The organism is Mesorhizobium sp. M8A.F.Ca.ET.218.01.1.1 (genome assembly GCF_004791165.1).
Classification (GTDB): Bacteria; Pseudomonadota; Alphaproteobacteria; order Rhizobiales; family Rhizobiaceae; genus Mesorhizobium.
In genome coordinates this window covers 673,902-697,197 of the sequence record NZ_SRUZ01000003.1, presented here as the reverse complement: position 1 = coordinate 697,197, position 23,296 = coordinate 673,902, and the positions used below count along the sequence as shown (strand labels likewise).

The 23,296-nt window shown below is 62.6% G+C and carries 27 protein-coding genes; 17 read left to right on the top strand and 10 right to left on the bottom strand.

Annotation, left to right across the window (positions count from 1 at the left end):
* Positions 1–124: 124 nt before the first annotated feature.
* From purC to EN861_RS14555, 7 genes are all read left to right on the top strand, one after another.
* Positions 125–919, top strand: a complete 795-nt coding sequence (purC, locus tag EN861_RS14585) for a phosphoribosylaminoimidazolesuccinocarboxamide synthase (RefSeq protein WP_013532127.1) — start codon at positions 125–127, stop codon at positions 917–919.
* 43 nt (positions 920–962) lie between these two features.
* A complete protein-coding gene (gene purS, locus EN861_RS14580; RefSeq protein WP_127280770.1) occupies positions 963–1,205 on the top strand; it encodes a phosphoribosylformylglycinamidine synthase subunit PurS in 243 nt (80 codons plus the stop codon).
* Between the two features lie 18 nt (positions 1,206–1,223).
* Positions 1,224–1,478, top strand: coding sequence for a hypothetical protein (locus tag EN861_RS14575; protein WP_127280765.1), 255 nt, complete (start codon positions 1,224–1,226; stop codon positions 1,476–1,478).
* On the top strand, positions 1,475–2,143 hold the full coding sequence (gene purQ, locus EN861_RS14570) for a phosphoribosylformylglycinamidine synthase subunit PurQ (RefSeq protein ID WP_127280766.1): 669 nt from the start codon (positions 1,475–1,477) through the stop codon (positions 2,141–2,143). The genes EN861_RS14575 and purQ overlap by 4 nt, the downstream gene beginning before the upstream one ends.
* 64 nt (positions 2,144–2,207) lie before the next feature.
* Positions 2,208–2,873, top strand: coding sequence for a glutathione S-transferase family protein (locus EN861_RS14565; protein WP_127280767.1), 666 nt, complete (start codon positions 2,208–2,210; stop codon positions 2,871–2,873).
* Complete coding sequence (locus EN861_RS14560) at positions 2,870–3,277, top strand: hypothetical protein (protein WP_127280768.1); 408 nt, start codon at positions 2,870–2,872, stop codon at positions 3,275–3,277. The genes EN861_RS14565 and EN861_RS14560 overlap by 4 nt, the downstream gene beginning before the upstream one ends.
* 7 nt (positions 3,278–3,284) lie before the next feature.
* Positions 3,285–3,926, top strand: coding sequence for a Pr6Pr family membrane protein (locus EN861_RS14555; protein ID WP_127869554.1), 642 nt, complete (start codon positions 3,285–3,287; stop codon positions 3,924–3,926).
* A gap of 8 nt (positions 3,927–3,934) precedes the next feature.
* Here the strand turns inward: EN861_RS14555 and EN861_RS14550 are convergent, their stop codons facing one another.
* On the bottom strand, positions 3,935–4,186 hold the full coding sequence (locus EN861_RS14550; protein WP_127279750.1) for a DUF1127 domain-containing protein: 252 nt from the start codon (positions 4,184–4,186) through the stop codon (positions 3,935–3,937).
* 93 nt (positions 4,187–4,279) lie between these two features.
* Here EN861_RS14550 and EN861_RS14545 point away from each other — a divergent pair, with 93 nt between their 5' ends.
* Positions 4,280–5,689 (top strand): PLP-dependent aminotransferase family protein, encoded by a 1,410-nt coding sequence (locus EN861_RS14545; protein WP_127279751.1) that lies wholly within the window; start codon positions 4,280–4,282, stop codon positions 5,687–5,689.
* Positions 5,690–5,766: 77 nt separating this feature from the next.
* On the opposite strand, the gene EN861_RS35450 is transcribed toward EN861_RS14545, so the two are convergent.
* Entirely contained in the window at positions 5,767–5,931 is a 165-nt protein-coding gene (locus tag EN861_RS35450) for a hypothetical protein (protein ID WP_167531216.1), read from the bottom strand.
* A gap of 232 nt (positions 5,932–6,163) precedes the next feature.
* Here EN861_RS35450 and purL point away from each other — a divergent pair, with 232 nt between their 5' ends.
* From purL to EN861_RS14520, 5 genes are all read left to right on the top strand, one after another.
* Positions 6,164–8,395, top strand: a complete 2,232-nt coding sequence (purL, locus tag EN861_RS14540; protein WP_127869555.1) for a phosphoribosylformylglycinamidine synthase subunit PurL — start codon at positions 6,164–6,166, stop codon at positions 8,393–8,395.
* A 20-nt stretch (positions 8,396–8,415) separates the two neighbouring features.
* Positions 8,416–8,967, top strand: a complete 552-nt coding sequence (locus EN861_RS14535) for a hypothetical protein (RefSeq protein WP_245464455.1) — start codon at positions 8,416–8,418, stop codon at positions 8,965–8,967.
* Positions 8,968–9,089: 122 nt separating this feature from the next.
* Positions 9,090–9,323 carry a BolA family transcriptional regulator gene (locus EN861_RS14530; RefSeq protein ID WP_015318146.1) on the top strand — a complete coding sequence of 78 codons (234 nt, stop codon included), beginning with the start codon at positions 9,090–9,092 and terminating at the stop codon, positions 9,321–9,323.
* A 151-nt stretch (positions 9,324–9,474) separates the two neighbouring features.
* Positions 9,475–9,810 (top strand): Grx4 family monothiol glutaredoxin, encoded by a 336-nt coding sequence (gene grxD, locus EN861_RS14525; protein WP_013895877.1) that lies wholly within the window; start codon positions 9,475–9,477, stop codon positions 9,808–9,810.
* Positions 9,811–10,020: 210 nt separating this feature from the next.
* On the top strand, positions 10,021–11,244 hold the full coding sequence (locus tag EN861_RS14520; protein ID WP_189343646.1) for a multidrug effflux MFS transporter: 1,224 nt from the start codon (positions 10,021–10,023) through the stop codon (positions 11,242–11,244).
* Between the two features lie 18 nt (positions 11,245–11,262).
* Here the strand turns inward: EN861_RS14520 and EN861_RS14515 are convergent, their stop codons facing one another.
* The 5 genes from EN861_RS14515 to EN861_RS14495 form a co-directional block, all read right to left on the bottom strand.
* Positions 11,263–11,661, bottom strand: coding sequence for a cell envelope integrity protein TolA (locus EN861_RS14515; RefSeq protein ID WP_127869556.1), 399 nt, complete (start codon positions 11,659–11,661; stop codon positions 11,263–11,265).
* 69 nt (positions 11,662–11,730) lie between these two features.
* Positions 11,731–12,558 (bottom strand): inositol monophosphatase family protein, encoded by an 828-nt coding sequence (locus EN861_RS14510; protein WP_127281100.1) that lies wholly within the window; start codon positions 12,556–12,558, stop codon positions 11,731–11,733.
* Positions 12,548–13,435: a tRNA 2-thiocytidine(32) synthetase TtcA gene (ttcA, locus tag EN861_RS14505; RefSeq protein WP_127869557.1), complete on the bottom strand. Its 888-nt coding sequence runs from the start codon at positions 13,433–13,435 to the stop codon at positions 12,548–12,550. The genes EN861_RS14510 and ttcA overlap by 11 nt, the downstream gene beginning before the upstream one ends.
* 134 nt (positions 13,436–13,569) lie before the next feature.
* Positions 13,570–14,187 carry a 30S ribosomal protein S4 gene (gene rpsD / locus EN861_RS14500; RefSeq protein ID WP_013895883.1) on the bottom strand — a complete coding sequence of 206 codons (618 nt, stop codon included), beginning with the start codon at positions 14,185–14,187 and terminating at the stop codon, positions 13,570–13,572.
* A 655-nt stretch (positions 14,188–14,842) separates the two neighbouring features.
* Positions 14,843–15,025 carry a DUF3008 family protein gene (locus tag EN861_RS14495; RefSeq protein WP_015318153.1) on the bottom strand — a complete coding sequence of 61 codons (183 nt, stop codon included), beginning with the start codon at positions 15,023–15,025 and terminating at the stop codon, positions 14,843–14,845.
* A 160-nt stretch (positions 15,026–15,185) separates the two neighbouring features.
* Between EN861_RS14495 and EN861_RS14490 the strand changes: the two genes are divergently transcribed.
* Entirely contained in the window at positions 15,186–16,568 is a 1,383-nt protein-coding gene (locus tag EN861_RS14490) for an RNB domain-containing ribonuclease (protein ID WP_127279223.1), read from the top strand.
* A 21-nt stretch (positions 16,569–16,589) separates the two neighbouring features.
* Here the strand turns inward: EN861_RS14490 and murI are convergent, their stop codons facing one another.
* Both murI and EN861_RS14480 read right to left on the bottom strand, forming a co-directional pair.
* Positions 16,590–17,378: a glutamate racemase gene (murI, locus tag EN861_RS14485; RefSeq protein ID WP_127279224.1), complete on the bottom strand. Its 789-nt coding sequence runs from the start codon at positions 17,376–17,378 to the stop codon at positions 16,590–16,592.
* Complete coding sequence (locus EN861_RS14480; RefSeq protein ID WP_135864144.1) at positions 17,371–18,291, bottom strand: RNA methyltransferase; 921 nt, start codon at positions 18,289–18,291, stop codon at positions 17,371–17,373. Before EN861_RS14480 ends, murI begins: the two co-directional genes overlap by 8 nt.
* On the opposite strand from EN861_RS14480, the gene EN861_RS35445 reads away from it, so the two are divergent.
* The 3 genes from EN861_RS35445 (at position 18,290) to EN861_RS14470 (ending at position 20,421) form a co-directional block, all read left to right on the top strand.
* Positions 18,290–18,430, top strand: a complete 141-nt coding sequence (locus EN861_RS35445) for a hypothetical protein (protein WP_189343632.1) — start codon at positions 18,290–18,292, stop codon at positions 18,428–18,430. The two genes, EN861_RS14480 and EN861_RS35445, sit on opposite strands and share 2 nt — an antisense overlap.
* Before the next feature lie 74 nt (positions 18,431–18,504).
* The gene (locus EN861_RS14475) at positions 18,505–19,716 is read left to right on the top strand and encodes an NADP-dependent isocitrate dehydrogenase (RefSeq protein WP_127279226.1); all 1,212 of its coding nucleotides are present in this window, start codon (positions 18,505–18,507) and stop codon (positions 19,714–19,716) included.
* Between the two features lie 78 nt (positions 19,717–19,794).
* Entirely contained in the window at positions 19,795–20,421 is a 627-nt protein-coding gene (locus EN861_RS14470) for a glutathione S-transferase family protein (RefSeq protein ID WP_127279227.1), read from the top strand.
* A gap of 114 nt (positions 20,422–20,535) precedes the next feature.
* Here EN861_RS14470 and alaS read toward each other — a convergent pair whose 3' ends face one another.
* Positions 20,536–23,202 carry an alanine--tRNA ligase gene (alaS, locus tag EN861_RS14465; RefSeq protein ID WP_135864141.1) on the bottom strand — a complete coding sequence of 889 codons (2,667 nt, stop codon included), beginning with the start codon at positions 23,200–23,202 and terminating at the stop codon, positions 20,536–20,538.
* Positions 23,203–23,296: the final 94 nt, after the last annotated feature.

The window sequence follows — 23,296 nt, the reverse complement described above, 5'->3', positions numbered from 1 at the left end:
GATTGAGCAAACGATGTGATTGGGATAGACCCGGCATTGAACGTCACCGTCGCCGCGCTAATTCAGGCGGACGGACAGGAAGTGGTCCCTTACCGCCTGCCCGCAAATCCAGAGAAAAATTCAAATGAAAAATCGCCGCCGCATTTATGAAGGCAAGGCCAAGATCCTCTATGAGGGACCCGAGCCGGGCACGCTGATCCAGTTCTTCAAGGACGACGCCACCGCGTTCAACAAGAAGAAGCACGAGGTCATCGACGGCAAAGGCGTGCTCAACAACCGCATTTCCGAATACATTTTCAATCATTTGAACCGCATGGGCATTCCGACCCACTTCATCCGCCGGCTCAACATGCGCGAGCAGCTGATCAAGGAAGTCGAGATCATCCCGCTCGAAGTGGTGGTGCGCAATGTCGCCGCCGGTTCGCTGTCCAAGCGCCTCGGCATCGAGGAAGGCACCGTCCTGCCGCGCTCGATCATCGAATTCTACTACAAGGCCGACGCGCTCGACGATCCGATGGTTTCGGAAGAGCACATCACGGCGTTCGGCTGGGCAAGCCCGCAAGAGATCGACGACGTCATGGCGCTTGCCATCCGGGTCAACGATTTCCTCTCCGGCCTGTTCATGGGCGTCGGCATCCAGCTCGTCGACTTCAAGATCGAGTGCGGCCGCCTGTTCGAGGGCGACATGATGCGCATCGTCGTGGCCGACGAGATTTCGCCGGACTCCTGCCGCTTGTGGGACGTGGCGACGCAGGACAAGCTCGACAAGGACCGTTTCCGCCGTGACATGGGCGGCCTCGTCGAGGCCTATCAGGAAGTCGCCCGCCGCCTCGGCATCATGAACGAGAACGAGCCGCCGCGTCCTACCGGCCCGGTGCTGGTCGCCTCGACCGACGGCCTCAAAGGCAAGCCGCACTGATTGCGGCTTGCAACCCGACATTCAGAACAGGAGCATGTCCAGCGTGATCAAGGCCCGCATTACCGTCACCCTCAAGAATGGCGTTCTGGACCCGCAAGGCAAGGCAATCGAACACGCGCTGTCGGGGCTGGGATTCGATGGCGTCGGCGCGGTGCGGCAAGGCAAGGTGTTCGACGTCGAACTGGCGGAAAGCGACAGGGCCAAGGCTGAAGCCGATTTGAAGGCCATGTGCGACAAGCTGCTGGCGAATACGGTGATCGAGAATTATAGTGTGACACTTACCTGAGGTTGTGTCGGAGGCACTATGCCGGAAGTCACGAATGAGTTGATGTACGAGTTGCTGAAGCGCGTGCATCACGAAATTGGTGAGCTTCGTCAGGATGTTTCCGAAACGAAACGGGAATTGAATGTAATGCGAGGTCACATGGTGGCAACGCAAAGTGACATCCACAACATCTATGGCATTCTCGCCCGCCAGGATGATCGACTTGAACGCATAGAACGCCGTCTCGACCTGCGCGATCTTGCCGAAGCACAGAGGCCTTACGAACCAAAATGAAAACAGCCGTCGTCCTCCTGCCTGGCCTCAATCGCGACCGCGACATGATCGCGGCGCTGACCAAGATTTCCGGACAGGCGCCGGCAACCGTCTGGCAGACCGATACCGAAATCCCCGATGTCGATCTGATCGCCATTCCCGGCGGCTTTTCCTTCGGCGACTATCTGCGTTGCGGCGCGATCGCGGCGCGCATGCCGGTGATGCGGGCAGTGGCCGAGAAGGCGGCCAAGGGCGTGATGGTTATCGGTGTCTGCAACGGGTTCCAGATTCTGGTCGAGGCGGGATTGCTGCCGGGTGCGCTGATGCGCAACACCTCGCTGAAATTCGTCTGCCGGCAGGTCAAGCTCGAGATCGCCAACGCCAACACCATGTTCACCCGCCGCTATCAGCCGGGCCAGATCATCCGCTCGCCGGTGGCCCATCATGACGGCAATTACTTCGCCGACGCCGAGACGCTTGCCCGCCTCGAAGGCGAAGGCCAGGTGGTGTTCCGCTATGCCGAAGGCACCAACCCGAACGGCTCGATCAACGACATTGCCGGTATCATCAACGAACAAGGCAATGTGCTCGGCCTGATGCCGCACCCCGAGAACCTGATCGAAGCAGCGCATGGCGGCAGTGACGGCAGGGCGTTGTTCGAAGGCGCCTTGGGCATTGCCGCTTGAAGTTTGCAACCGCAACCTTAAGAATTGCGGCAATTCAAAATCATAGGGTGAGGGAGAGACGGTCATGAAACTCTATTCGCGGCCGTTGTCGCCCTACTCGTCGATCGTGCGCGCACTGGCCTATATCAAGGACGTGCCGCTCAAGATCATCGCGCCGCCGCCGGGTTTTCCGATCCCCGAAGAGTTTCGGGCCATCTCGCCGATGAACCGCATTCCGGTGCTGATCACCGGCTCGGGCGAAACCATCGTCGAATCGGTGGTCATCGCCGAATATCTCGAGGAGCGGTTTCCGGAACCGGCGCTGTTGCCGCCCGATTCCAAGGACCGCGCGCTGGTGCGCATGTTCGCCCGCATCACCGACCTCGACGTGTTGACGCCGACAATGAAGCTTTTCGAGCTGCATTTCATGCCGAAGCGCAACAATGCCGAGATCGAAGCCCAATTCGCCCGTCTCCACCATGGGCTGGCGGCCATCCAGGCGCGGATGGCGCAAGGCCCCTTCGCGCTCGGCAGCGACATCAGCTTTGCCGATGCCTGGCTGACGCCGACGCGGTTCATCTTCAACAATTTCCGCGCCATGACAGGTCGCCACGACCTGCTCGACGCCTATCCCAAATTCGATGCCTATGAGCAGATCGCCTCGCAGCATCCCGCATTGTCCAGGGTATGGGGCGAGATGACAGACGGCCTGAAGATCTTCCTGTCCGAACTCGAGATGGGTGCCGCTTGATCAAGAGCAAGACGGTCGCCTTCGTCGCCGCGGCAGGCTTTGCCCTGGCATCGTGCCAATCGACCCCGAAGAGCACGCCTGTGCCCTCGGGCAAGAGTGCTGCGCTGCTGGCCATGGAACAGGTCGCGATAGCAGCCCACAAATGCTGGATCGCCAGCAAGGATCCGGCCTTCAAGCAGTATCAGATGGCCAATGAGCTGAACTCGTTCAGCGGCACGCCGCGCTTCCTTCTGGTGCCGGCCAAGCACTATGGCGGCAAACCGTTGCTGGTCGTGCAGGCGCAGGGGAATTCAAGCCGTGTCGACGTCTTCGGACCGTTGATGAACGACCCGCTCGGCGGCCGCATCAGTTCTGATATCGCGCGCTGGCAGGCGGGCAATCCGACCTGCGCAGCCACCGCTTGAGCCAGCCATGGGCCGGTTCCTGCAGATCGCGGGATTGGTTGTTGGCCTGATCGCGCTCGTCCTGCAGTTCTCGATCACCATTCCGGCATCGATGGAAGCGGGCCGCGGCCTGCTCGGCTCGATCGTGTTCTATTTCAGCTTCTTCACCATCCTGACCAACATTGGCGCCGTGCTGGTCCACATCTCGCTGTTGTCATCCAGCGGCTATGCCTGGCTGCCTGCCTTTGCCGGCCCCCGGATGCGCGCGTGCGTCGCGGTCTCGATCACCCTGGTCTTCATCGTCTATGCCACGGTACTGGCGCGGCTCTGGCAGCCGCAGGGCCTGTTCCTGCTCTGCGACGTCCTGCTGCACTATGTGACGCCGGTGCTGTTCGTGCTGTGGTGGCTGATATCAGGCGCCGACGGCAGAACGCGATGGAGCGACGTCTCCTGGTGGGTTGTCTATCCCATCGCCTATCTGGTCTATTCGCTGGCGCGGGCGCCGCTGGCGGGCGAGGTGCCCTACCCCTTCCTCGATATCGCCAAGAACGGCGTCGGGAGCGTCACTGTCGCGGCGCTCGCCATCACCGCGCTGTTCCTGGTGATATGCGTCGTCGCCGTTTTCATCGATCACGGTGTCGGGCGCCTCAGGAGAAAAGGCCACCGATAGACCGGTCGCTATTCCCACAGCGGCTTGATGCCCTCGCGGTGGGCGTCGCAGCGCGAGATGCCGATGTCCTTGAGCTGATCGTCGGTCATCTCCAGCAATGCCAGCCGGCCGCGCCGGCGCTCCAGCAGATGGCCGATCCATTTCGCCAGCGACCTGACCACTTGCACAAGCCGGCTGGCGAAGCCGCGCTGCCCGGACGGGCGGGTCGGCTGGCCGAGCAATTCGGTCGCCGAGTGGCGGAATGTTGCGATTGTATCCATTTTCTTTCTGCCAAAATTATCGATTGCACCCTTTTTAGTGCCTCATTGATATGTATTGACTCCCGAAACGGTGCAATATAGAAAATTGTCACCATGACAAATTGGATTCCAGATCTCACGGGTTCAGGTCCGCTGTATCAGCGCCTCGCGGATTCCATCGAGGCGGATATCGACCGGGGAGTGATCGGCGCGGGGGCAAAACTGCCGCCACAGCGCGATCTCGCCTACGACATCGGCGCCACTGTCGGCACGGTCGGGCGGGCCTATCAATTGCTGCGTGAGCGCGGCCTCGTCAGTGGCGAGGTCGGACGGGGGACCTATGTGCTCGGCGAAAACATTGCCATTACAAAGCCAGAGGCGCCCGACGCCAGCGTCGAAGGAACGCGTTATGTCGACGCCCCCAAGGACAAGCTGCGGTTCGACAGCACGGCAGCCCCCGACATTGGCCAGGGCGCCATTGTCGCCGACGTGCTCTCGCGTGCCGCGCAGGACCATCCGCATGAGATTTCGAGCTACACGCGCGATTTTCCTGATCGCTGGTACGAAGCCGGCGCCCGGTGGCTGTCACGAAACTCCTTCCGGCCAACGACCGATACAATCGTCCCCACCCTCGGCACCCATGCCGCGGTGATGGCCGCGATCGCGGCCCTGACCACGCCCGGCGACTATGTCGCCTTCGAGCACCTCACCTACTCGCAAATTTCCCGCAGCGCCGGCCTGATCGGCCGGCGCACCGCGCTGGTGGCATCGGACGATGAAGGCCTCGATCCGGCGGATTTCGAACGCGTCTGCGCACAAAAGCACCCCAAGATGGTCTTTCTGATGCCGACGGCGCAGAATCCGACCCTGGTGACCTTGTCACCGGCGCGCCGCGAGGCCATCGCGCGTGTCGCCCGTGAATACAACGTCATCCTGATCGAGGATGACCTCTACGGCCATCTGACCGACGATCCGACACCGCTGCTTGCCGAATTTGCGCCCGAACGCACCATCATTGCCGGCGGCCTGTCGAAATCGGTCGCCGCCGGTCTGCGTGGCGGCTGGCTGTCCTGCCCGCCCGCCTATCGCCATCGCATCCGCGTCGCCCACAAGATGATGACCGGCGGCATGCCGTTCCTGTTGGCGGAGGTGAATGCCCGGCTGGTGCTTTCCGGCCAGGCCAGCGAAATCCGCAAACGCAGCATCGCGGAGATCGGCGCCCGCATGTCCATTGTGCGCGAAAGCTTGGCAGGCTTCTCATTCAAATCGCACGACAAAGTTCCGTTCGTCTGGCTCACCCTGCCCGATCCCTGGCTTTCCGGCACGTTCAAGAATGCCTGTCTCGAGCACGGCGTGCTGATCGACGACGAGGATGAGTTCAAGGCGGGGCGCTCGGAGCGGGTTTTCCATGGGGTGCGCTTCGGCGTTTCGCAGCCGAGGCGGCGCGAGGATATTGCCGGCGGCGTCGCGGTAATCAGGCGGCTGCTGGACGAGGGCCGCGCGGGCTACGACAGTTTTTCCTGAACCTTTCGCGGCCACCCGCCCTGCTTGCCTCAATATGCCGCCCTGCGAAACCGGGACTTGTCAGCACCGGACCCGGATCAGCCTTCGGCCTTGAAGTTCTTGGCTTCCTTCTCGGCCTTGTCCTTGCCGTGCTTCTCAGCCAATTCCTTGGCCTGCCGGGGCGAAACGTCGGTGGTCTCCGCGATATGGAGGGCCTCCTTGTCCGAGAGGCGATTGTCGTTCTTGCCTTGCTTGGTAGCCATCGTGCTGTCTCCTGGGTGATAGGGACCTAACGGCTGGGACATCATGGCGTTCCCCATTTGACTTTGCAGGGCTGCAATAGCTGGCGGCGTCTTTCGTCGCGTACGAAAGACCCATCGGGGTCATCACCCTGTTGCTTTCTGCCTTTTTCCTCCGCCGACGGGTGTATCGGCCGCAAAGCTTGCGATAAGAGGAGACTCAAAATCCCTGCTCCATGGACATAAATCGCCGCCCATGACCATTTCCAATTCCGTACCGATCACATCAGAGCTCATCGCCGCGCATGGGCTGAAGCCCGACGAATATCAGCGCATCCTCGACCTCGTCGGACGCGAACCGAGCTTTACCGAACTCGGCATCTTCTCGGCGATGTGGAACGAGCACTGCTCCTACAAATCCTCGAAGAAATGGCTGCGCACCTTGCCGACCACAGGTCCGCAGGTCATCCAGGGCCCGGGCGAGAATGCGGGCGTGGTCGACATCGGCGACGGCGACTGCGTCGTCTTCAAGATGGAAAGCCACAATCACCCCTCCTTCATCGAGCCCTATCAGGGTGCGGCGACCGGCGTCGGCGGCATCTTGCGCGATGTCTTCACCATGGGCGCGCGGCCGATCGCGGCGATGAACGCGCTGCGCTTCGGTGCTCCCGACCATCCCAAGACCAGGCATCTCGTCGCCGGCGTGGTTTCGGGCGTCGGCGGCTACGGCAATTCCTTCGGCGTGCCGACGGTTGGCGGCGAGGTCAATTTCGACGCCCGCTACAACGGCAACATCCTGGTCAACGCCTTCGCCGCAGGCCTTGCCAAGACCAATGCCATTTTCCTGTCCGAAGCCAAGGGCGTCGGCCTGCCTGTCGTCTACCTCGGCGCCAAGACCGGCCGCGACGGTGTCGGCGGCGCCACCATGGCGTCGGCCGAGTTCGACGACAAGATCGACGAGAAGCGCCCGACAGTGCAGGTCGGCGACCCCTTCACCGAAAAATGCCTGTTGGAGGCCTGCCTCGAACTGATGGCCTCGGGCGCCGTCATCGCCATCCAGGACATGGGTGCGGCCGGCCTTACCTGTTCTGCCGTCGAAATGGGTGCCAAGGGCGACCTCGGCATCGAGCTCGACCTCGACAAGGTGCCGGTGCGCGAAGAGCGTATGAGCGCCTACGAGATGATGCTGTCGGAAAGTCAGGAACGCATGCTGATGGTGCTGCGTCCCGAAAAGGAAAAGGAAGCCGAGGCGATCTTCCACAAGTGGGGCCTCGACTTCGCCATCGTCGGCAAGACCACCGACGATCTGCGCTTCCGCGTGCGGCACCAGGGCGACGAGGTCGCCGACCTGCCGATCAAGGACCTTGGCGACAAAGCACCGGAATACGATCGTCCGTGGGTCGAGCCGAAGAAGCGGGCGCCGTTTGCCGCCAACGATATCCCGCAGGCCGATCTCGCCGATGCGCTGTTGAAGTTGCTCGGCGGACCGGACCTGTCGTCACGCCGCTGGGTGTGGGAACAGTACGACACGCTGATCCAGGGCAATTCGCTGCAGCTTCCTGGCGGGGATGCCGGCGTGGTGCGGGTCGAGGGCCATCCGACCAAGGCGCTGGCTTTCTCCTCCGACGTGACGCCGCGCTATTGCGAGGCCGACCCTTATGAGGGCGGCAAGCAGGCGGTGGCCGAATGCTGGCGCAACCTGACCGCCACCGGCGCGCTGCCGCTCGCCGCCACCGACAATCTCAATTTCGGCAATCCCGAACGGCCGGAGATCATGGGCCAGCTGGTCGGCGCCGTGAAAGGCATCGGCGATGCCTGCCGGGCGCTCGGCTTCCCGATCGTGTCCGGCAACGTCTCGCTCTACAACGAAACCAACGGCCAGGGCATCCTGCCGACACCGACCATCGGCGGCGTCGGCCTGATATCGGACTGGTCGAAGATGGCGCGGATCGGCTTTGCGGCGGAAGGCCAGATGATCCTGCTGGTCGGCGCGCCGGCTTCCTGGGGCACGCATCTTGGCCAGTCGGCCTATCTCAGGGATATCCACGGCCGCAACGATGGCCCGCCGCCTCCGGTCGATCTCGAGCACGAGAAGCGCGTCGGTGACCATGTGCGTTCGCTGATCGCGTCCGGCATCGTCACGGCGGCACATGACGTCTCAGACGGCGGCATTGCGGTGGCCTTGGCCGAAATGGCGATGGCGTCCGGCATCGGCGCGACCGTTCCCGGGCTTGTCGGCACCGATCCGATCCCGGTCTGGTTCGGCGAAGACCAGGGCCGCTATCTCCTGACGCTGTCGATCGATCCGCATGGCGATGAATGGGATGCTATCCGCAAGCAGCAGGGCGAACTCGGCATCTTCGCGCCGTGGATCGGCTCGACGGGAGGCAACGCGCTGAAGCTCGGCGATGCCAGGGCAATCCCGGTCAGCGATCTGACCGCCGCCCATGAAGGCTGGTTCCCCCGCTTCATGGACCAGGCCAGTTGACGAGAGCATGATCCCGAAAAGTGGAAACCGGTTTTCGGAAGAAGATCCTGCTCAATCATAAGAAACTGGCCGTACGGGCGCTGCTTGCAGTCGTCTTCTGGCCGTCGCTGTTCTTCTTCTGGTGCCTCGGGCCGTTCGTCTTCTTCCTGCTGTCGACGACCTCGAGTGAGGTTTGTACCAGGCTGGAAACACGCGCGGAGTTTCTGGCCGCGGCCAATGATACGCTTCCGATGCTTGTCCTGCAGAACCTCATCTATGGGGTTCCGATCGTCTGCCTGGTGCTCTGGAACCGGCTGCTGCCGGAGCCAACGCGGGCAAGGCACGTCGTCACCTGCATCAAGCTTTTCGCCGTCTCGGCTGTTTTGGGAGCCTTGTGGGAGTATGGGTCTTCGCTTGTCTGCGATGGTTACGGCCAGCCGTTCTTCTCGTCAGCCTGGCAAATGACCAGCTATCTGCCGATTGCCAACCTGGCGGTCAACATCCCGCTCTACGTGCTGGTCTTCAGCCTCGGCCGTGCCTTTTCGATGCGCGAGGACGAGCCGGCGCAGGGACCGGGCGAAACCATCTCCTGAGCACCAACAGAACGGACACTGGACGGAACCGCTTCAATCCGGATTGGAAAGGCTCTAGGCTTGGCCGACTCTCATCGCACGGGCCGCCGCGCCGCCGCCCTCCCGAAACAGGAAATTCTGCAATGGCAATGGACGCGCACGACATCGAAAAACTGATCAAGGACGGCATCCCGGACGCTCGCGTGACGATCCGCGACCTCGCCGGCGATGGCGACCATTACGCGGCCGAAGTGGTGGCCGAGAGCTTTCGGGGAAAAAGCCGCGTTCAGCAGCACCAGATGGTCTATGACGCGCTGAAGGGCAATATGGGTGGCGTACTGCACGCGCTGGCGCTGCAGACCAGCGTTCCCGACTGAGGCATTTCCCGCCGACACGCTTGGCCCAAAACGGCCCATTCTTTGCGCCATTCGGGTGATGGCATGGCTAAAGTCTTGTTTCGGGCAACCTATGGGTTTATTTGAAAGACATGCTTCGAGCCTGACTCCCACGGGCGTGAAAGGATATTCCATGAGCGGTATCAACGACTACATCGACAATGAAGTGAAGGGCAACGACGTCGTCCTTTTCATGAAGGGCACGCCCGGCTTTCCGCAATGCGGGTTTTCCGGCCAGGTCGTCCAGATCCTCGACTATATCGGCGCCGACTACAAAGGCGTGAACGTCCTGGATTCCGCCGAATTGCGCCAGGGCATCAAGGACTATTCCAACTGGCCGACGATCCCGCAGCTCTACGTCAAGGGCGAATTCGTCGGCGGCTGCGATATCATCCGCGAAATGTTCCAGGCTGGCGAATTGCAGACCTTCCTCGTCGAGAAGGGCGTGAGCGTCAAAGGCGCCGCCTGACTTCGGTTTGGGCCATGTCGATATCGACATGCCCCCGACCACCAGGGCTGCCCCACCCCGGCAGTTTTTACATCCCGGATTCCGGGATCAGCACGAGCCAATGCGCCGGCCCGCCGGCGCGTTTTCGTTTGAGAGATCGGACTTGCCGTGGACCAGCAGAAATCAGCGCCGCAAGGGGCAAGCACCTTGCCCGGGGCAAGCCAATTGCCCATTCCGCGCTGGGAGTTCATCGCGCTCTGCGCGGCGCTGATGGCGCTCAATTCGCTGGCTATCGACATCATGCTGCCGGCGCTGCAGCAGATCGGCGCCTCGCTCGGCGTCGAGAATGAAAACCACAGGCAATATGTGGTCACCGCCTACATACTGGGTTTCGGCGGCGGCCAGTTGTTCTTCGGGCCGATCTCGGACCGTTACGGGCGCCGTTCGCCGCTCGTCGCCGGCCTGATCATCTACGTGGCGGCCGCCGCCGCGGCCGCAATCGCGCCGAGCTTCGAGACACTTTTGATATGCCGCGCCGTGCAAGGCATCGGCGCGGCCGCCACGCGCGTGATCGCGGTCTCGATCGTGCGCGATACATTCGACGGCCGGCGTATGGCCGAAGTCATGTCGCTGATCTTCATGGTGTTCATGGCCATTCCGGTCGTGGCGCCAGGCATTGGCCAGTTCATCATGCTGTTCGCGACCTGGCACTGGATCTTCGTCACCATGGCCGTCGGCGCGCTGGTCGTGTCGGCATGGTCGCTGCTGCGCCTGCCCGAGACGCTGCATCCCGAGTATCGCCGGCCACTGACGGTTTCCTCCATTCTCGGAGGCTTCCGCATCGTGCTCACCAACCGCATCGCGCTCTGCTATGCCTTCGCCAGCACGTTCATCTTCGGCGCCATGTTCGGCTTCATCGCCTCGGCGCAGCAGATCTATGTCAACATCTTCAACGTCGGCGAGATGTTTCCCGTCATCTTCGCCGGTGTCGCCGGCGTGCTCGCCTTCTCCAACTATCTCAACTCGCGCCTCGTCGGACGTATCGGCATGCGCCGCCTGTCGCAAGGCGCGCTGCTGCTGTTTCTGGTGATCAGCCTGGCCTGGCTCGTGGTTTCACTGGAAATGAAGATGCCGCTCTGGCTGTTCATCACTTTCTTTGCCGGTGCCATGCTGCCGTTTGGCTGCCTAGGCGCGAATTTCAACGCGTTGGCCATGGAGCCGCTCGGCCAACTGGCCGGCACGGCGTCGTCCATTCTGGGTTTCATGCAGACGTTTCTCGGCGGCATTCTCGGCACGCTGATCGGCCAGGCTTTCAACGGCACGGTGACGCCGCTGGCCGCCGGCTTCTGTAGCGTCTCCGTCGCGGCGCTGCTGATGATCCTGATTGCCGAGCGCGGCAAGATGTTCCAGCCGCAGAACGCACCCGTCTCAGGGCACGTCACCGACCTGCACTGACTTGTCGTTTGCGGGTGGTCAGGATGTACCTTCGAGCGACGCCGTGAAGCGAGGAGAAAGCATCCGCCCCGCGATCGCTCCACCCATGCCATCTGAAAAGGGCAACGGCAAATCGTCGTCGAGCGCCTTGAGGATGGATGCCACGAAGGCCCGGCCGAGCTGGGAATCGGTTCCCAGGTCGGAATAGGTGGCACGAGGCTTGCCGATCAGGGTGCCGTTGCGGCGGAGCGAGAACCGCAGCGTCAAGGACATGCCCGCGGTTCCTGGCGGCGGCCGCCAGCATGCATAGATGGCGTCCGACATCTCCTTGATGGTGTCGATGGGATCGGTGCTACGGCAGGGATGCTCTTGCGAGAGTGCCCCGTTGCAATTCGCAAACAAGGCAAGTGCCGCAAAAACCGCGAACCGACGTTTCATTCGGGAGCCTCCGCCAAACGCACCGATTCAACCCGCACAACCCAACAGTTCAAGCCACAGGAATTGATCCTATTCCGCCCACAATTCGTGGCGCAGGTCCTGCCAGCTGTCCTGGTCCGGTGCGACAAGCAGACCGCCGTCGACATGGGACGGCAGATAGGCGCTGCCGTCGATGCGCGCGGCATGGCCGCCGGCTTCCTGGTGGATCAGCACGCCGGGCAGATGATCCCAGGGCATCAGCTTGTTGTAGACGACAAAATGCGCATGTCCGCTGGCCAGCAAGCGATATTCGTGGGCGGCGCAGCGATAGCCGAATTGCGACAGTGCCTTGGTCTGGTTACGAGCGAGGCGTGAGCGCTCCGGCTCGTCGAGATATTGCCAGGATACCGCGCCCGTCATTTGCGAGATCGGCACGGGCGCCGCTACATGCACTTTCTCCAGGCTGCCATGGGCATGCCTGATATGGCTGCCGGCGCCTTTGGCGGCGATGAGCCAATCCTTGCCGACCGGATCATGGATGATGCCCGCGACCGTCTCGCCCCTGACCACGACCGCCAGCATGACGCCGAACAGCGGCACGCCGGATGCGAAATTGAAGGTGCCGTCCACCGGATCGACGGTGAATGCCAATTCGGCATCGCCCAAGCCATCGAGCAGCGCCGGATTGTCGGAGCAGGCCTCCTCGCCCACGACCATGGCCGACGGATAGCGCTCGCGCAGCCTGGCGGTGATCAGCCGCTCGGCGTTGACATCGGCTTCCGTCACCAGATCGGCGGCGGAAGTCTTCTGCCTGATATCGCCATCGCCCAATCGGCGAAAGCGCGGCATGATTTCAGCGTGGGCTGCCTCGGCCAGAATCCCGGCCAGCCAGTCGATGGCGGTATCGTCAAATGTCATCGGAAATGTCTTGCCTGATCGCGAGGGTTTCATTGAGGGCGGCGAAATCGAACAGCTTTCGGTCGAGCAAATGCGACGGCCTGGTGTTGGACAGGGCGCGGATCATCGTGTCCTTGCGACCAGGCATGCGCTTTTCGATGTCCTCGAGCATCGCCTTCATGGCGTTGCGCTGCAGCCCTTCCTGGCTGCCGCAGAGATCGCAAGGGATGATCGGGAATCGCATCGCGGCGGCGAATTTTTCCAGATCGACCTCGGCGCAGTAGCTCAGCGGCCGCAACACCATGACGTCGCCGTCGTCGTTGAGCAGTTTTGGCGGCATGGCGGCAAGCCGACCACCGTGGAACAGGTTCATGAAGAAGGTTTCGAGGATGTCCTCGCGATGATGGCCGAGCACCAGCGCCGAACAGCCCTCCTCGCGGGCGATCCTGTAGAGATGGCCGCGCCGCAGCCGCGAGCAGAGCGAGCAATAGGTGCTGCCTTCGGGGAGCTTGTCGGTGACGACCGAATAGGTGTCCCGGTATTCTATCCGATGCGCGATGCCGTTGGCGTCGAGATAATCGGGCAGGATATTCTTTGGAAAATTCGGCTGGCCCTGATCGAGATTGCAGGCCAGCAATTCGACCGGCAGCAGCCCGCGCCATTTCATGTCGAGCAGCAAGGCGAGCAGACCGTAAGAATCCTTGCCGCCCGACAGCGCCACCAGCCAGCGCTCGCCGGGCTTCACCATCGAAAAGTCCTCGATCGCCTGGCGGGTCTGCCGCAGCAGCCGCTTGCGCAATTTGTTGAACTCGACCGACGACGGCACCTCGGCGAACAGCGGATGGGAGCCGCCTTCGGCGGCTGGTTCAAGCGTTTCGATGTCTGGCTGCATGTTCATGGCACGGCGGCCCCTGAATGTGACTTCCGCCCGGATTAGCGCATCGGCCGCAAAATCGAAACGGCAAAGCGGATGCCCGAAACAAAAAGGCCGCCTCGAAGGCGGCCTTTCCGATATCGCAGAAAGACGTTCGCTTAGCGCGAATAGAATTCGACGACCAGGTTCGGTTCCATCTGCACGGCGAACGGAACGTCCGCGAGGCCGGGGATGCGCGAGAAGGTCGCGACCATCTTGTTGTGATCGGCTTCGATGTAGTCCGGCACGTCGCGCTCGGCGAGGCCCACCGATTCGAGGACGATGACCAGCTGCTTGGACTTTTCGCGCACTTCGACGACATCGCCCGGCTTGCAGCGGTACGAGCCGATGTTGACGCGCTTGCCGTTGACGTTGACGTGGCCGTGGTTGACGAACTGGCGGGCGGCGAAGATGGTCGGCACGAACTTGGCGCGGTAGACGACCGCGTCCAGACGCGACTCGAGCAGGCCGATCAGGTTCTCGGAGGTGTCGCCCTTGCGGCGATCGGCCTCTTCATAGACCTTGCGGAACTGCTTTTCCGAAACGTCGCCATAGTGACCCTTCAGCTTTTGCTTGGCGCGCAGCTGCAGGCCGAAGTCGGAAAGCTTGCCCTTGCGGCGCTGGCCATGCTGGCCGGGGCCGTATTCACGCTTGTTGACCGGGGACTTCGGGCGGCCCCAGATATTTTCGCCGAGACGGCGGTCGATCTTGTATTTCGCGGATTCGCGCTTGCTCATCGCATTCCCTTTTCAAAACGACACACCCGGCACCTCATGGTCCGGGTGAAGGAAACGCGCCCTCCTCTGGCCTCCGTTTTCGAGACCTGACAGGATTTTCCCACGCAACGCGGCGGAAAACCCACGGGACACGTCAGTTCAAACAAGATCGGAAACAGCTATCGTGACAGATCTTGCGTATACAAAACAAACACCGGACATCGCTGCCCGGCGTTGGCGGCTGATTAAACCGAGATTTAACCGATGTCAAGTTCGTGAGTGGCGCGGCGCGGCGCAAACAGTATAGCGTTCAAGGCGTTGATGCGATGCCGGATGTGGCGGGAGGTTTTGCGCCAGCGGTACCAGGAAGGGACTGGAGCTAGAGAGCCTGATTGCATGAAGAAGTTCCTCCTACCCTGGCAGGTGCCGCGGTGCTTGCAGGGTTGATGGTGCTCGTCCCGGAACCGGCCATGGCGCCATTGGCACGGCCATAGGCAGGTCTGCCGGGTCATCGTCAAAAAGAGAGGTGGTGTGGCGGCATGGTCATCGCAGGCTGATCGTCGAGAGAATACGGCACTGCCACCGCTGGTAGGCTGTTCCGCACAACAATCCCACGGGCAGCGCATGTCGCTGGCCCTTTTTCATTCCAAGGTAGTCGGGCTCGAAGCGCTCAAGCCTAGGATTTTTTCTCCGGTAGACCCTTGCGCTTCGTCTCGGCGAATTCCTCGAGCTGCTTTTCATTCATCGATTCGTACATGCCCTTGGAAGCGCCTTTGAGCTCGCTTTTCTTGGTCTCGCCGCGCTTGGCGGAGAGTGCGGCGCCGGCGGCCTTCTGCTGGGCTTTCGAGGTGGCTGGCATGGCGAGGTCTCCTTTTGCTGTCAGGAGAAACGCCGCGCTTCGGCGGCGGTTCCAGCGCCAATGGCTCATTCCCGATCCGCTCGGCGCCAGCCGGTGGCCGCCCTTGGCGATTTTCGTTGGCAGCCTTCCCGTGTCCGGAACCCCAGTGTAGGACGGCTGAATGAAATCTCTGACCGATCCCTCACAGGCTCTCTCCACTGGCCTGGCGAAAATCCGCACCGAATTGCACGTGCCGGATGGATTTCCGGCTGATGTCGTTGCCGCAGCGGATGCGGCGGCCAAACGTGTGCCCGACCAGCATGCCGATCGAAGGGCGATGCCCTTTGTCACGCTCGACCCGGCTGCCTCCACCGATCTTGATCAAGCATTCTCGATCGAGGCGAGCGGCAGTGATCTTCTGCTGCATTATGCCATTGCCGACGTGGCCTGGTTCGTCGAGGACGGCGACACGGTGGATCTCGAAGCCTGGACGCGGGGCGAGACACTTTACTTGCCGGACGGCAAGGCCGGGCTCTACCCGCCGGTGATTGCCGAGGGTGCGGCAAGCCTGTTGCCTGATGGACCGCGTCCAGCTGTCATCTTCACGGTTCGGGTTGCGCAGGATGGTGCGACGAAGCTGGACGGCGCGGAGCGGGCAATCATTCAAAGCCGCGCCAAGCTCGCCTATGACAGCGTGAAGGCTTCCGACGTTCCGGCCGGCTTTGCCGAAATGGCGCGGCGCATGGCAATGAACGAAAAGCGTCGCGGGGCTTCCCGCGTCGATCCACCCGAGCAGGAGGTGGAAAGGCTCGCCGATGGCACATACCGGCTTTCGTTCAGACCGCTGCTGCAATCCGAGCAGGACAATGCCGCGCTTTCGCTGGCCGCCAACATGGCGATTGCCGATGCCATGCTTGCGCATCACACCGGTTTGTTCCGGGTGATGTCGGGGCCGGATGCGTTCAAGGTTCAAAGACTGCGCAACGCGGCACAGGCTCTCGGACTGTCCTGGCCGGCCTCCACCGGTTTGCGAGACTATCAGCGAACCCTCGATCCCACCGATCCGCGACAAGCAGCGTTGATGCTGGAAATCCGCCATGCAAGCCCCGGCGCGTCCTACCAGCCCTATCAGGACGGCGTTGTCCCCTGGCATGAGGCCATGGCCGCCACCTATGCCCATGCGACAGCGCCACTCAGGCGACTTGCCGATCGCTATGTCGTGCGCTGCGCGCTGGCGATCGCCAACGGCCAGCCCGTGCCCCAGGCTGTCACCGACGCGTTCGCCAGGTTGCCGAAGGCGATGGGACGTGCCGATAGCCGCGCTTCGCTGATCAACCACGCGGCCATCGACCTTGCCGAGGCGGTCATGCTGGAGGGGCGCGAGGGTGAGACGTTCAAAGCCGTCGTCACCGACGTCGTCGACCATGGCGTGCGCGTTCAGCTTGCCGACATGCCTGTCGTTGCAAACGTAAAAGCCTCGGGGCTCAGACAGGGCGAAGATCTGAAGCTAAGGCTGGTCCTGGCTGATCCGGATCAACGCAGCATCGTCTTCGAACCTGTTTGACAGGCAGACGTTGCCCACTGTCTAGCGCACGGTCAGTCCAAAGCCCTGCATCAGGCGGCTGACGGCGAAATCCGCCTTGCCCGAGGTGAACACCGCTATATCGGGTTCGCCTTGCGGCAGCGCTCCATCGATGGGCGGCAGCAGCGAGAGGGCTCGCCGTGCGATCGCTTCGGCCGGATCGATCCAGTCGACCGGCCAGGGCGCGGTCTTGCGCATGCGATTGACCAGAAAGGGATAGTGCGTGCAGGCCAGCACGACGATGTCGGTGCGCATGCCGTCGCGCTCGATGAAGCATGGCGCGATCTCGGCGCGTACGGCCTCCTCGTCGACGAAGCCCTCGCGCATATAGGCTTCGGACAGGCCCGCCAGCCTGTCGCTGCCGACCAGGCGGACATGGCATTTCTGTGCCCATTTGCTGATCAGGTCGCGCGTGTATTGCCGCTTCACCGTGCCTGGCGTCGCCAGCACCGAGACCAGGCCCGAGCGCGTGCGCTCGGCCGCCGGCTTGACCGCAGGCACGGTGCCGACGAAGGGATGGCCAGGAAATCTTTCACGCAGCGCGTCGATCACCAGCGTCGAGGCGGTGTTGCAGGCGATGACCGAAATCGCCGGCGCGAAGCGGTCGAGCAATTTGGCGAACAGCTCCAGTATATGGGTCCGCAGTGCCGGCTCTTCCCAGGCGCCAAAGGGAAAAGCGGCATCGTCGGCGACATAGATGAAGCGCCGGTCGGGCATCAGGACGCGCGCCTCGCGCAGCACGGTGAGCCCGCCGACGCCGGAATCGAACATCAGGATCGGCTGGTCAGTCATTGTCTGTTCCCTTGCCGCCCAGCGGCGGCGTGTCGGTATCGTCGCCATTGGCGTCGGGGAGTTGATCAGCCGCATCCACCTTGCGAGCACGCGCGGCCGCCGCCGGCAATCGCCGGGGATCGTCGCCCGGAGAGCCGTCGCCGCGCGGCATGGCCGGCGAGAACCTGTCCAGCGACGAGATGATGCCGCGCAACACCTTGAGCTCCGGTTCGGCGAAGCCGGGCCGCGTCAGCACGGCGCGCAGATTGTCGACCATTTTCGGTTTCTTCGGCGCCGGTCGGAAATAGCCGCGCGCTTCCAATGCGCCCTCCAGATAAGCGAACAGGCCGTGCAATTCCTCTTTGCTGGCCGGCTTCATGTCCGGGCCGGAGAAATTGGTCTTGGTCTCGTCCTCCAGACCCGACTTCATCCACTCATAGGACATCAGCAGCGCGGCCTGGGCGATGTTGAGCGAAGAGAAATCGGGATCGACCGGAAAGGTGACGATCTCGTCGGCAAGGCCGACCTCGTCATTGTAGAGACCGAAGCGCTCACGGCCGAACAATATGCCGGTGCGCTGCCCCATTCCGTGACGGGCACGGAGCACCCTGCCCGCCTCGACCGGGCCGCGCACGGATTTGAAGCCGTCGCGCTGCCTGGCCGTGGTGGCGAAAACGAAGTTCAGATCGGCAAGCGCCGACGCCAGATCGTCGAACACTTTGACCGCGTCGATGACATGATCGGCGCGGCTGGCGGCGGCACGCGCCTTCTCGCTCGGCCAGCCGTCGCGCGGATTGACCAGGCGCAGCTCGGAAAGTCCGAAATTGGCCATGGCGCGGGCGACCATGCCGATATTCTCGCCGAGCTGCGGCTCGACGAGGATGATCGCCGGGCCGGCGGCTGCGGTGCTGTATGGATCTTTGGCGTCGGGCATGATTGTCAATGAACTGCTGTTTGCGGCATTTCAGCGTCCCCTGCCATATTCGGCCGCGAAAATGAAGCATTCGCAAACGATCGCGGTCATGGCTGACATTCGTGACCGATCGGCGTTTGCGCGGCCAAAAGCGCTTTGATATACGGGCGCATCCCCCGGCTACACGCCACACCGGCATGGCCGTTCCATCAGAAGCAACGAGGCATTCTTTCCATGACGAAGATCAAGGTGGCGAACCCGGTCGTCGAACTCGACGGCGACGAGATGACCCGCATCATCTGGCAGTTCATCAAGGACAAGCTGATCCACCCTTATCTCGACCTCAAGCTCGACTATTACGATCTCGGCGTCGAGCACCGCGACGCCACCAACGACCAGGTGACCATCGATTCGGCCAACGCCATTAAGAAATACGGCGTCGGCGTGAAATGCGCGACGATCACCCCCGACGAGCAGCGCGTCGAGGAGTTCAAGCTGAAGAAGATGTGGAAGTCGCCCAACGGCACCATCCGCAACATTCTCGGCGGCACCATCTTCCGCGAGCCGATCATCATGAAGAACGTGCCGCGCCTGGTGCCCGGCTGGACCAAGCCGATCATCGTCGGCCGCCATGCCTTCGGCGACCAGTACCGCGCCACCGATTTCCGGTTCCCCGGCAAGGGCAAGCTGACGATCAAGTTCGTCGGCGAGGACGGCCAGGTGATCGAGCATGACGTGTTCGACGCGCCCGGCGCCGGTGTGGCCATGGCCATGTACAATCTCGACGAGTCGATCCGCGAATTCGCCCGGGCGTCGCTGAACTACGGCCTGTTGCGCAACTATCCGGTCTACCTGTCGACCAAGAACACCATCCTCAAGGCCTATGACGGCCGCTTCAAGGACATCTTCCAGGAAGTCTACGAGCATGAATTCGAAGCCGAGTTCAAGTCGAAGAAGCTGTGGTACGAGCACCGCCTGATCGACGACATGGTGGCGTCGAGCCTGAAATGGTCGGGCGGCTACGTCTGGGCCTGCAAGAACTATGACGGCGACGTCCAGTCCGACACGGTGGCGCAGGGTTTTGGCTCGCTCGGCCTGATGACCTCGGTGCTGATGACGCCGGACGGCAAGACAGTGGAAGCCGAAGCCGCGCACGGCACCGTCACCCGCCACTACCGCCAGCACCAGAAGGGCGAGGAAACCTCGACCAACTCGATCGCCTCGATCTTCGCCTGGACGCGCGGCCTGGCGCACCGTGCCAAGCTCGACGACAATGCCGAACTGAAGCGCTTTGCCGAGACCCTGGAAAAGGTCTGCATCCAGACCGTCGAAAGCGGCTTCATGACCAAGGACCTGTCGCTCTTGATCGGCCCCGATCAGCCCTGGCTCTCGACCACCGGCTTCCTCGACAAGATCGACGAGAATTTGCAGAAGGCGATGGCGTAAGTACCCGCGGTTCCAAATGCCGAAGGCTCCGAAAGGAGCCTTCGCTTTTTGGGCCGGCGCATGCGAAGGGCTGACAGCATGACCAAGCCAATCCTCTACGGCGCGGACTACAGTGTATATGTGCGCATCGCGCGGATGGCGCTGGAGGAGAAAGGCATCGACTACGAGCTGGTGCCGCTCGATGTCTTCGCCACCGACGGCATTCCCGCCTGGTATCTGGAACATCACCCGTTCGGCCGCATCCCGGCCTTCGAACATGACGGGTTCCGGCTCTTCGAGACGAATGCGATCGCGCGCTATGTCGATGAAGCGTTCGAGGGTCCGGCGCTGCAGCCGGCCGACGCGCGCGGCCGAGCGAGGATGGGCCAGATGACAGGTATGCTCGATGCCTATGGCTACAGGTCGATGGTCTGGGATGTTGCCGTCGAGCGGCTGGAGAAGGAGGCGCCCGACGAGGCGCTGATCGCTGACGGGCTGCGCCAGGCCGAAACGGTGCTCGGGGTGCTGACGTCGCTGAAGGCACAAGGGCCTTGGCTGCTTGGCGACCAGCTGACGCTGGCCGACCTGCATGCGGCGCCGATGATTGGCTATTTCGTCAAGGTCATCGAGGGGCGTGACTTGCTGGCGCGGTTTGCACTGGTCCAGGAGTGGTATGCGCGCGTGGCTGCCCGCCCAAGCTTTGCCCACACCGAAAAGGTTGGTTGACAAGTATCGGGATAACCGCTGGACAGCACCCCTCGGTCCGGCAGGACAGAGGCAGGCGCTGTCCTGCCAGCCTCGGACTAGCTCGTTGGCACGCCTAGCGCCTACCTAAATTCGCTAGGCTGCTTCCAGCGCCGCCTTCACCGCCGCTATCGCATCATTGGCCTTCGAGGCATCCGGACCACCGGCCTGGGCCATGTCGGGGCGGCCGCCGCCGCCCTGCCCGCCCAATGCGGCGGAGGCAACGCGCACCAGGTCGACGGCGCTGAAGCGGCTGACGAGATCATCGGTCACGGCGACCACGACGCTCGCCTTGTTGTCCTCGCCGGCGCCAACGAACACGACGACGCCAGAGCCCAACGAAGTCTTGCCTGCGTCGGCCAGCGGCTTCAGGTCCTTCGGCGAGACCCCTGAAACCGCCTTGCCGAGGAAGCCGACGCCAGCCACGATCTCGTTGGCGGCCGGGGCATCGGCAGGCGACCCGCCGCCCAGCGCCAGCTTCTTGCGCGCTTCGGTCAGGTCCTTCTCGAGCTTCTTGCGCTCTTCGAGCAGCGCTTCGACACGCGCTGGCACATCCGCCGGCGAGATCTTCAGCGTGGCGGCGGCCGCTTTCAGCCGCCGGTCCTGCTCGTCGAGATGTTTGCGCGCGGCTTCGCCGGTCAACGCCTCGATGCGGCGCACGCCAGCGGCGACCGCACCGTCCGAGACGATGCGCACCAGGCCGATATCACCGGTCGCCCTGACATGCGTGCCGCCGCAGAGCTCGACCGAGTAGGGCCGGTTGGCCTTGGCGCCATGGACGCCCGTGCCCATCGACACGACCCGCACCTCATCGCCATACTTCTCGCCGAACAGCGCCATGGCGCCTTCGGCGATGGCGTCGTCGACCGACATCAGGCGCGTGGTCACCGGGCTGTTCTGGACGACGATCTCGTTGGCCATGCGCTCGACCTCTTCGAGCTCCTCGGCTGAAATCGGCTTGTTGTGCGAGATGTCGAAGCGCAGGCGCTCGGGCGCGACCAGCGAGCCTTTTTGCGCGACATGGGTGCCCAGCACCTCGCGCAGCGCCTCATGGATCAGATGTGTCGCGGAGTGATTGGCGCGCAGCCTGGAGCGCCTGGCATGATCGACCTTCAGTTCGACCGCGGCCCCCAACTTGACCGTGCCTCTCGCCACCTTGCCCAGATGCACGAACAGACCATCGGCCTTTTTCTGCGTATCGGAGATCTCGACCGAGAACCCCTCACCCGAGATGACGCCGGTGTCGCCCATCTGGCCGCCGGATTCGCCATAGAACGGGGTCTGGTTGACGACCACGACGACCGCATCGCCCTTGGCGGCGCTGTCGACGGTCTTGCCGTCCTTGACCAGCGCCTGAATGAGGCCTTCGGCCTGCTCGGTTTCGTAGCCGAGGAATTCGGTGGCGCCCGTCTTTTCACGCACGGAGAACCAAACCGTCTCGGTGGCGGCCTCGCCGGACCCGGCCCAGTGCTTGCGCGCCTCCGCCTTTTGCTGCTCCATCGCATTCGTGAACCCGGCAAGATCGACCGAAATGCTGCGCTGCCGCAGCGCGTCCTGCGTCAGGTCGAGCGGGAAGCCATAGGTGTCGTAGAGCTTGAATGCGGTCTCGCCATCCAGCATGTCGCCGGCGCCGAGCTTCTCCGTCGCCTCGGACAGCAGTCCGAGGCCGCGCACCAGCGTCTTGCGGAAGCGGGTCTCCTCGAGTTTCAGGGTCTCGGTAATCATCGTTTCGCCGCGGACCAGTTCCGGATAGGCCTGGCCCATCTCGCGCACCAAGGCCGGCACCAGTTTCCACATCAACGGATCGCGGGCGCCGAGCAGCTGCGCATGGCGCATGGCGCGGCGCATGATGCGGCGCAGCACATAGCCGCGGCCTTCATTCGACGGCAGCACACCGTCGGCAACCAGGAAGGAGGATGAGCGCAGGTGATCGGCAATGACGCGATAGGACGCAACCGTTTCCGCGTCGGGCGCGCGCCCAAGCGCGGAGGACGCCGCATCGATCAAATGACGGAACAGGTCGGTCTCGAAGACGCTTTCCACCCCTTGCAGGATGGATGCCATGCGCTCCAGGCCCATGCCGGTGTCGATCGACGGACGCGGCAGGTCGACGCGCTCCTCTTTCGTCACCTGCTCATACTGCATGAACACCAGGTTCCAGAATTCGAGGAACCGGTCGCCGTCCTCCTCCGGACTGCCGGGCGGGCCGCCCCAGATGTGCTCGCCACGGTCGATGAAGATTTCCGAGCAGGGGCCGCAGGGTCCCGTGTCGCCCATCGCCCAGAAATTGTCCGAGGTCGCGATGCGGATGATGCGATCGTCGGAAAAACCGGCGATCTTCTTCCAGAAGCCGGCCGCCTCATCGTCCGTGTGATAGACGGTGACCAGCAGCTTGTCCTTCTTCAGTCCGAACTCCCTGGTGATGAGGTTCCAGGCAAGCTCGATGGCGCGCTCCTTGAAATAGTCGCCGAAGGAAAAATTGCCGAGCATCTCGAAGAAGGTCAGGTGGCGCGCGGTATAGCCGACATTGTCGAGATCATTGTGCTTGCCGCCGGCGCGAACGCTTTTCTGGGCCGTGGTGGCACGCGAATAGGGCCGCTTCTCCAAACCGGTGAAGACGTTCTTGAACTGCACCATGCCGGCATTGGTGAACATCAAGGTCGGATCGTTGCGCGGCACGAGCGGGCTCGAGGCCACGACCTCGTGGCCTTCCTTGCGGAAATAGTCGAGAAAGGTCGACCGGATCTCGTTCACGCCACTCATGGATACTGCCTTTTCAAGAGAGCCGCCGGCCAGACCGGCGGGAGATGGCTCAGTGTTTTCTAGAAGATGGAGTTGGCCTTTTAGCCGTAGCTCT